At 70.9% G+C, this 6,422-nt stretch carries 5 protein-coding genes; 1 reads left to right on the top strand and 4 read right to left on the bottom strand.

The features are described 5' to 3' along the window. Positions 1-47: 47 nt before the first annotated feature. From AC1DZ6_RS16520 to dapB, 4 genes are read right to left on the bottom strand one after another with little or no spacing between them, the layout of a single operon-like run. Positions 48-407: a YdbL family probable chaperone protein gene (locus AC1DZ6_RS16520; RefSeq protein WP_477098235.1), complete on the bottom strand. Its 360-nt coding sequence runs from the start codon at positions 405-407 to the stop codon at positions 48-50. Positions 408-420: 13 nt separating this feature from the next. Beyond that, on the bottom strand, positions 421-597 hold the full coding sequence (locus AC1DZ6_RS16515) for a YnbE family lipoprotein (RefSeq protein WP_477098234.1): 177 nt from the start codon (positions 595-597) through the stop codon (positions 421-423). A 35-nt stretch (positions 598-632) separates the two neighbouring features. Then, positions 633-3,935, bottom strand: a complete 3,303-nt coding sequence (locus tag AC1DZ6_RS16510; RefSeq protein ID WP_477098233.1) for an intermembrane phospholipid transport protein YdbH family protein — start codon at positions 3,933-3,935, stop codon at positions 633-635. A 33-nt stretch (positions 3,936-3,968) separates the two neighbouring features. Beyond that, on the bottom strand, positions 3,969-4,772 hold the full coding sequence (gene dapB / locus AC1DZ6_RS16505; RefSeq protein ID WP_477098232.1) for a 4-hydroxy-tetrahydrodipicolinate reductase: 804 nt from the start codon (positions 4,770-4,772) through the stop codon (positions 3,969-3,971). A 246-nt stretch (positions 4,773-5,018) separates the two neighbouring features. On the opposite strand from dapB, the gene AC1DZ6_RS16500 reads away from it, so the two are divergent. Next, a partial coding sequence (locus AC1DZ6_RS16500; RefSeq protein ID WP_477098231.1) for a malic enzyme-like NAD(P)-binding protein occupies positions 5,019-6,422 on the top strand: 1,404 nt, incomplete at its 3' end.

Here is a 6,422-nt window from a genome sequence, read left to right as displayed (position 1 = left end):
ACGGTGGTTAGGTTGGTGGGCCGAGATTTCTCCCGACCCGACCGCCCCTACTTCTTCGTCCAGCCGCCATCCAGCGGCTTCCAGTACTGGCCGGGCGCCAGGCGGGCGTAGAGCTGCTTGGCGGTGGCCTGGCCGGCGGCTTCGGGGGTGGCGCCGGTCTTGGCGGCGGTGTCCTTGTAGAGCGCGGCGCGGGCGGTGTTGATCTCGGCCACGGCGGCGCGGACGGCGGCGTCGCCGCCCGAGACGACGCCCAGGAAGCCGTCGGCTTGCTCGCCGACCACGCCCGACGCCTTGCCGGCGTCGACAGCGGCCTTGGCGGCGGCGGATTGGGCGAAGGCGGGGACGGCGAGGGCGACGGCGCCCATCGAGGCGGCCACGGCCAGGATCGTCATGGTCTTGCGGATCATGTCGGTTCCTCTCTTAGAACAGGTTGGGGTTTTGCTGGATCAGCGTCTGGACTTCCTTGTCCAGTCGCACGCGCACGTCGGCGTCCAGCTTGGCGTAGATGTTGATCGGATCGACCTTGACCCGCACCGTCGGGGTGCACGCCGCAAGGGCGCCCACCGCGAGGAGGGGAAGGAGCAGGGCGCGCTTCATGACGGGTGTCTCCAGTTCTCGGGAAGTTTGGCGATTCAACGCTGAACCGCATCTGAACGGGGCGTTTCCGCCGGGGGCGGGACGGGGGGCGGCGAAACGGGGGTCGAAACCGGCGCGGGGGCGGGCGTTTCCGGCTCGCTCTCCTGCCAGCCGCGCTTCCACGCCGCCAGAAGCTCGTCGAAGTTCAGCGACGTGTCGAGGGTCAGATCGACCGGCGTCTTGGCGGGCAGGGGGATGCGGCGCTGGAAGGCGCTGCCGTTGAGCAGCTCCATCAGACCCACCTTGGCCTTTTCGACGATCTTGGGATCGTGCTCGCCCTTGATGTGGAACAGCACGCCCAGCCGACCCTTGTCGGTGCTGTTGACCCCGGCTTCGAGCGTCTCGAAGTGCAGGTTCTCCATGGCCTGGTAGGCGAAGTCCTGGATGGCGTTGACCGGAACGTCCTTCTTGACGGTCAGCGGGTCGTTCGGATCGACCGCTCCCTGCCCCGCGTTCACGCCGCTCAGGGCCTCGCGGGCGATCGACAGGCGGCCGGGGCCGACCGCGTAGACCTTGCCGTCGACGAAGCGGAAGCCGGCGGGGCCCGCCTCGAACGGCAGGCGGCCGTCGATGGTGGCCTCGACCTTGATCTTGTCGGCCAGGGACGAGCCGGACACCAGCTGGCCCAGGTCCAGGCCGGCGATATTGACCACGCCCTTGATCACGCCCTTGCCGTCCAGCGGCACGTCCAGCGGCTCCAGCGTGACCTTGCCCTTCGAGGCCTCGAAGCTCGTGGCCTCCAGATGCAGGGCCTCGGCGCCGMGGCCCAGGCTGGCGCGGACCGACTGGATCGGCACGACGGCGTCGACACTGTCGATGGTCAGGACCTGGCCGGGCGGGCTGGTCAGCGGCGCCAGGCTGTCGAAGACGATCCGCCCCTTCAGCTGGTGGACCTGGCCCAGCGGGCTCTTGAAATCCAGGCCCGTGGTCGAGACCTGGCCCTGGCTGGTCAGCGTCTCGCCGACCCAGCTGAAGCGGCCCGTGAAGGCGGCGGGGCCCTCGGCGTCGCGGGCGACCGAGGCCAGGGGCGTCAGGCCCAGCGGCTGCAGCCCGCCCTTGGCGAAAACCAGCTTGGAGGCGTCGATGTCGGCCTGGCCTCGGCCGCTGACCACGTCGTGGCGCAGGGTCAGGGTTCCGACGGGGCGGCCGTCCAGGGTCGAGGCGCTCAGCGCCCCGGTCCACTGGCCGCGCGCCAGGTCGATCTCGCCGACCGCGGCGACCGACTCGAAGCGCTTGCCCTCGGTCGAGGCCTCGACGATGYGGCCGCCGGTGACCTTGACCTGGGCGGCGTCGAAGCCTTTTCCGCCGCCGACGAAGCTTGCGGTCACACCCTCGATCCGGGCCTGGGCGGCGTTGATCAGGGCCTGGCCGTCCTTGACCTGGGCCGAGGCGCGCCAGACGCCGCCGCTGGCGACGACCAGGGGCTGGGCGGTGGGGCAGAGGGTGAACTTRACGTCGCTGATCGGCGGCTCGCCGGTCAGGATCGCCCGGGCGGTCAGCGGCGTGCAGCCGTTCAGCCGCAGGGTCAGGCCGCCGGCGGCCAGCCGCGCCTGGCCGGCCAGGGTTCCGGTCAGGCCGGCCACGGGCGGCACGTCCAAGGTCCCGGCCGCGATCACGGCGCTGGTCAGGCCCGAGGCGTCGGAGCGCCAGTTCGGGGCCTTCAGGGTGACGTCGGGCAGGCCGCCGCCGCTTAGGGTCACCACCGCCCGGCCGGTCGCCGCGCCGTCCCGGGCCGCGACCAGGGGACCGCCGGGCGCGCCGAGCACGACCTTGGCGCCGCCGGGGGCGGTCAGGGCCACCGGACGGGGCAGGGACAGGATCGTCTGGCCGCCGGTGATGCCCAGCTTCAGGGCCGGGGCGCTGAGCTCGAACCGCGACAGGGCCCGGGCGGCGGCCTGGGCGTAGTCGGGATTGGGCAGGGCGGCGGTCACGCGCTGGGCGTCCGGCCCGGTCATGGCGCCGTCGGCGTCGGCGCGGGCGTCCAGGGCCAGGGCGATCCCGTCGGTCCCGACCGAGAACCGCCCCTTGCCGTCGGCGGCCAGGCTGGACAGCACCACCCCGCCCATCGCCGCGCGACCGCTGCCCGCCGTCACCGACAGGGGTCCGCTGATCGACGTGCGCTGCGCATCCGACGTCAGGGTCAGGCTGGAGGACTGAACCTCGAGCGCCGTGCGCGACAGGGCCGCGCCGCCGGCCACGGCCCGCTCGGCGTTGGCGGCCAGGCGGGTGCGGGCCGAGCCGCGCACGCCGCCCGGGTCGTAGGTCAGGGCCAGGTTGGAAAGATCGAGGTCGGCGACCACGTCGCGGCTATCGAGACCCTGGGCGGTCAGGCGCTCGCCCCGGGCGTGGAGGGTGGTCTTGCCGGTCAGGCCGCCGCGCTGGAAGTCGCCGCTCAGCAGGCCGGCCACGGCCAGATTGGCCTCCAGCCCGCCCAGGCTGGCGGCCTCGACCTCGGCGCCCCGGGCCCTCAAGGCCAGCCGCGCCTCGGCCGGGCCGACCATCGAGAGGGTCTTGAGGTCCGGATAGGTCAGGTCGGCCTGCAGGGTCCCTTGCGCCTCGGTCAGGTCCAGCTGGCCGGCGCTGAAGGTCTTCAGGGCCAGCTGGACGTCGACGGTCAGGCGGTCGCCGCGCTTGCGGGCCTTGAGCAGGGCGCCGTCGGTCTCGAACGACAGGCCCTGGGTGGCGTAGCGCATGGCRGCCAGCCGGCCGTCGAAGCGCAGCAGCTTGCCGTCGTCCAGGCTGGCGTCGCCGGTCAGCCGGGCCGGGCCGCCGGGCGTGCGCAGCAGCACCCGGGCGTCCTCGATCAGGATCGCCGGGCCCGGCGTCGTCGGCTCTGACGGCGACTTCAGCGCCTCGTCGATCAGCGGCTGCAGGGCCCCGAAGTTCAGGCCCTTGGCGTCCAGGCTGGCATTGACCCGAGGCCGAACCAGCCGCACGGCGCGGGTGTTCAGCGAAAACTTCGAACCACTCCACGGCGCGGCCAGGTCATAGGCCACCTCGATGCGCTCGGCCGAGAACACCGGGGCGTTCTTGGGACCCAGGCGGATCGCGCCGGCGAAGCCGGTGGCGTCCAGGTCCTCGAGATCGAGGGTCGCCTCGATGCCCTTGTCGTTCAGCCAGGCCAGGGCCAGCTCGCGGCTGATCTCGCGGCGGCCGGCATAGGCCGAGAAGCCGATGGCCACGAAGGCCAGGGCGGCCAGGCTCATCGCCTCCAGCCCGGCGTCGACCAGCGCGGCGCGGCGGGTCCGCGCCACGGCTTGGGCCTCGGGTTTCGTCTCTGGCGTGGGGGGCTCGGCCATCAGGGCGCACAATGCCGCAAGCTGCGGCGATTGTTAGGCCTTACTTTCGAAGCCGAGGACGTCCTGCATGTCGTACAGGCCCGGCGGCCGGCCCTTGACCCACAAGGCGGCGGCGACCGCGCCCCGCGCGAACAGGCCCCGGTCGGTGGCCGAATGCGACAGGGTCAGCACCTCCTCCTCGCCGGCGAAGATCACGCTGTGCTCGCCGATGATCCCGCCGCCGCGCACCACGGAGAAGCCGATGGCCCCTTCCTTGCGCGGTCCGGTGACGCCGTCGCGGCCCCGGTCGGACACTTGGCCCAGGCCCACGCCGCGCCCGTCGGCGGCCGCCTGGCCCAGCATCAGGGCGGTGCCGGACGGGGCGTCGATCTTGCGCTTGTGGTGGGCCTCGTACACCTCGACGTCCCAGTCGGACGCCGGCAGGGCGGCGGCGGCCTGGCGGACCAGGCCCATCAGCATGTTGACGCCCAGCGAATAGTTGCCGGACTTGACGATGGCCACCTTGGTCGCCGCCGCCGCGATCCGGGCGTTCTGGTCGTCGGAAAAGCCGGTCGAGCCGATGACCAGGGCCGGGCCGCCATTGGCGGCGGCGGCCTCGGCCAGGGCGACGGAGGCCTCGGGAATCGTGAAGTCGACGGCCACGTCGACGGCCTTCAGGGCCTCGTCGCGCTCGACCAGGCCGTCTCCCGTGGAGCCCGGTCGATCAAATCGCGCGGAAACCACCGCGTCGCTCCGCCCGTCCAGCGTCTTGGCCAGGGCCTGGCCCATCCGCCCGAGAGCGCCCGCGAGAGCAATGGTAACGGTACCTTTTTGCGGAGCTAAGTCGTTCTGGCTCAAGGCGATCTCCCGGGAATGACCCGCGCGGTAGTCTCCCGACCCGCCCCCTCAGGTCAAGCCGAATGACAACGTTGGACAGGCGCAAATCCAAGCAGAACAAGCGTTTGCACCCTAAAAACTTCAAGCCCGCGAGGTTGTTACGGCCCCGCCCGGTCGCTACGGTGGCCGCATATAAGGACGCGTCGCATCGTTCGGCGCCTCCATCACGTGTGCTGCAGGCCAATCACAAAGCAGGGGGAACGCGCCATGAGCGACGCGGAAAAGAAGACCTTCACGGACGAGGAAGCGCTGAACTTCCATCGCTATCCCACCCCCGGGAAGATCGGCGTCGTCGCCACCAAGCCGATGGCCACCCAGCGCGACCTGTCCCTGGCCTATTCCCCCGGCGTCGCCGTGCCGGTCCTGGCGATCGCCAAGGATCCGGACCTGGCCTATGAATACACCTCCAAGGGCAACCTGGTGGCCGTGATCTCCAACGGCACCGCGATCCTGGGCCTGGGCGACCTGGGCGCGCTCGCTTCGAAGCCGGTGATGGAGGGCAAGAGCGTGCTCTTCAAGCGCTTCGGCGACGTCGATTCCATCGACATCGAGATCACCAGCAAGGACGCCGACGAGATCATCACGGTGGTCAAGAACATCGGCGTCACGTTCGGCGGCATCAATCTGGAGGACATCAAGAGCCCCGAATGCTTCCGCATCGAGACCGAGCTGCAGGAGCTGCTCGACATCCCGGTGTTCCACGACGACCAGCACGGCACGGCGATCATCTGCGCCGCCGGCCTGATCAACGCCTGCCACATCACCGGCAAGAAGCTGGAAGACGTGAAGGTGGTCCTCAATGGTCCCGGCGCGGCCGGCATCGCCTCGATGGAGCTGATCAAGGCCATGGGCGTGCGGCCCGAGAACGTGATCGCCGTCGACAGCAAGGGCGTGCTCTACCGGGGCCGCACCGAGGGCATGAACCAGTGGAAGAGCGCCCACGCGGTCGACACCCCGCTGCGCACCCTGGCCGAGGCCGTGGTCGGCGCCGACGTCCTGCTGGGCCTCTCGGCGAAAGGCGCCTTCACGCCCGAGATGATCGCCAGCATGGCCCCCAACCCGGTCATCTTCGCCATGGCCAACCCCGACCCCGAGATCACCCCGGAAGAGGTCCACGCGATCCGCAAGGACGCGATCATGGGCACCGGCCGCAGCGACTATCCCAACCAGGTCAACAACGTCCTGGGCTTCCCCTACATCTTCCGCGGCGCGCTGGACGTGCGGGCCCGCCGCGTGAACCACGAGATGAAGATCGCCTGCGCCAACGCCCTGGCCATGCTGGCCCGCGAGGACGTGCCCGACGAGGTCGCCGCCGCCTATCACGGCCGCCAGCTGAAGTTCGGCCCGCAATACATCATCCCCTCGGCCTTCGACCCGCGACTGATCTGGTACGTGCCGCCGTTCGTCGCCCAGGCCGCGATGGACACCGGCGTGGCCCGCAAGCCGATCGCCGACATGGACGCCTATCGCGCCGGCCTGGCCCAGCGCCTGGACCCCACCGCCGGCTTCCTGCAGAAGATCAGCGGCGCCGTCCTGGCCAACCCCAAGCGGATCGTTTTCGCCGAAGGCGAGGACCCGTCGGTGATCCGCGCCGCCTACGCCTACCAGACC

It is taken from the genome of Caulobacter sp. P1_B12_2, assembly GCF_056406675.1.
Note: the sequence above shows the minus strand (reverse complement) of the source record. Positions and strands in the feature narration are given on the sequence as shown.

Excerpts from the sequence above, each read along its gene's own strand:
- AC1DZ6_RS16520 (WP_477098235.1), bottom strand. The coding sequence starts at position 407 with ATGATCCGCAAGACCATGACGATCCTGGCCGTGGCCGCCTCGATGGGC.
- AC1DZ6_RS16515 (WP_477098234.1), bottom strand. The coding sequence starts at position 597 with ATGAAGCGCGCCCTGCTCCTTCCCCTCCTCGCGGTGGGCGCCCTTGCG.